General features: G+C 73.0%; 1 protein-coding gene. It reads left to right on the top strand.

The features are described from left to right. The coding region (gene infB, locus CCE02nite_RS20240) for a translation initiation factor IF-2 (RefSeq protein WP_141391376.1) at positions 1-2633 on the top strand (2633 nt) is incomplete at its 5' end. Between the last annotated feature and the right edge of the window lie 14 nt (positions 2634-2647).

The raw sequence follows: 2647 nt of genomic DNA on the forward strand, positions 1-2647 counted from the left end.
AGGCCGCTCCGGCCGCGCCCCAGGCGGAGGCGCCCGCGCCCCAGCCGGCGGCACCCGCCCCGGCGAAGGCCGAGCCCGCGAAGGGCCCCCAGGCTCCGGCGCCCGCCGCGCCGGCACCGAAGGCACCGGCGCCCCAGGCCCCCGCGGCCGAGCGCCCCGCGCCGGCCCAGAAGCCCACCGCCACGCCCAAGCCGGGTGGCGGCACCAACGCGCCTGCTCCCCGTCCGGGTGGCGCGGGCGCTCGCCCCGGCGCTCCGCGCCCGGGCAACAACCCGTTCGCCACCAGCCAGGGCATGCCCCGGCAGGGCGGCGGACCGCGTCCGGGGGCTCCGCGCCCGGGCAACAACCCGTTCGCGCCGAGCCAGGGCATGCCCCGGCCCGGCTCGCGTCCCGAGCGCACCGAGGGTGCCGCGGCGGCGTCCGGCGAGCGTCCGGGCGGCCCCCGTCCGGGCGGTCCCCGTCCCGCCCCGCGCCCCGGCGGCCCGCGCCCGAACCCGGGCATGATGCCCGGTCGCACCTCGATCGGTCGCCCCGGTGAGCGTCCTGCTCCCGGTGGTCGTCCCGGTGGTGGCGGCGGCGGTCGTGGCGGTGGTGGCGGCTTCGCCGGTCGCCCCGGCGGCGGTGGTGCTCCCGGTGGTGGTGGCGGCTTCGCCGGTCGCCCCGGCGGCGGTGGCCGTGGCGGCGCGGGTCGTGGTTCGACGCAGGGTGCCTTCGGGCGCGCCGGCGGACGTCCGGTCCGTGGCCGCAAGTCGAAGCGCGCGAAGCGCCAGGAGTTCGAGCAGATGCAGGCGCCGTCGCTCGGCGGCGTGCAGGTTCCCCGCGGCAACGGCAAGACCGTCGTCCGCCTGCGCCACGGCTCGTCGCTCAACGACTTCGCCGACAAGATCGACGCGAACCCCGCGAGCCTCGTCACGGTGCTGTTCCACCTCGGTGAGATGGCGACCGCGACCCAGTCGCTCGACGAGGACACGTTCGGCACGCTCGCGGCCGAGCTCGGCTACGTCATCGAGATGGTCTCGGCCGAGGAGGAGGACCGCGAGCTGCTCGGGTCCTTCGACATCGACCTGGACGCGGAGCTCGAGGCGGAGGGCGACGACGAGCTCTCGGCCCGTCCGCCGGTCGTCACCGTCATGGGTCACGTCGACCACGGAAAGACCAAGCTCCTCGACGCGATCCGCCAGACGGACGTCGTCGCGGGCGAGGCCGGCGGCATCACCCAGCACATCGGTGCGTACCAGGTGCGTCACGAGCACGAGGGCAACGACCGCGCGATCACGTTCATCGACACCCCGGGTCACGAGGCGTTCACCGCCATGCGTGCCCGCGGTGCGCAGGTGACGGACATCGCGATCCTCGTCGTGGCCGCGGACGACGGCGTGATGCCGCAGACCATCGAGGCGCTGAACCACGCCCAGGCGGCGAACGTGCCGATCGTGGTCGCGGTGAACAAGGTGGACAAGGAGTCGGCCAACCCCGCCAAGATCCGCCAGCAGCTCACCGAGTACAACCTGGTGGCCGAGGAGTACGGCGGCGACACCATGTTCGTCGACGTGTCGGCCAAGCAGAACATGGGCATCGACGACCTCCTCGAGGCCGTCCTGCTCACGGCCGACGCCTCGCTCGACCTGCGCGCGAACCCGGACAAGGACGCGCGCGGCGTCGCCATCGAGGCGAACCTCGACAAGGGCCGCGGCGCCGTCGCGACCGTCCTGGTCCAGTCCGGCACGCTGCGCGTCGGTGACGCGATCGTCGCCGGCACGGCCCACGGCCGCGTCCGCGCGATGTTCGACGAGCACGGCAACGCCGTGACCGAGGCGGGCCCCGCCCGTCCGGTCCTCGTGCTGGGTCTCGCGTCGGTGCCGAGCGCTGGCGACACGTTCCTCGTGGCGCCCGACGAGCGCACGGCACGCCAGATCGCCGAGAAGCGCGAGGCCGCCGAGCGTGCCGCCCTCCTGGCCAAGCGCCGCAAGCGCATCAGCCTCGAGGACTTCACGCAGGCCCTCCAGCAGGGCAAGGTCGAGACCCTCAACCTCGTCCTCAAGGGCGACGTGTCCGGTGCCGTCGAGGCACTCGAGGACGCGCTGCTCAAGATCGACGTGGGCGACGAGGTCGAGCTGCGCGTCATCCACCGCGGTGTCGGTGCGATCACGCAGAACGACGTCAACCTCGCGACGGTCGACAACGCGATCATCATCGGCTTCAACGTGAAGTACGGCGAGCGCGTCGAGGACCTGGCCGAGCGCGAGGGCGTCGACGTCCGCTTCTACTCGATCATCTACCAGGCGATCGAGGACGTGGAGGCCGCGCTCAAGGGCATGCTCAAGCCGGAGTACGAGGAGGCCCAGCTGGGCACCGCGGAGATCCGCGAGATCTTCCGCTCCTCGAAGTTCGGCAACATCGCCGGTTCGATCGTCCGGTCGGGCGAGATCCGCCGCAACGCCAAGGCGCGCGTCCTGCGCGACGGCAAGGTCGTGGGGGACAACCTCACGGTCGAGTCGCTCAAGCGGTTCAAGGACGACGCGACCGAGGTCCGCGAGGGCTTCGAGTGCGGTATCGGTCTGGGCTCGTTCAACGACCTCCAGGTCGGCGACACCATCGAGACGTTCGAGATGCGGGAGAAGCCGCGTTCCTGACGCTCGTCACGCCC

The organism is Cellulosimicrobium cellulans (genome assembly GCF_006539945.1).
GTDB classification, from domain to species: Bacteria; Actinomycetota; Actinomycetes; order Actinomycetales; family Cellulomonadaceae; genus Cellulosimicrobium; species Cellulosimicrobium cellulans.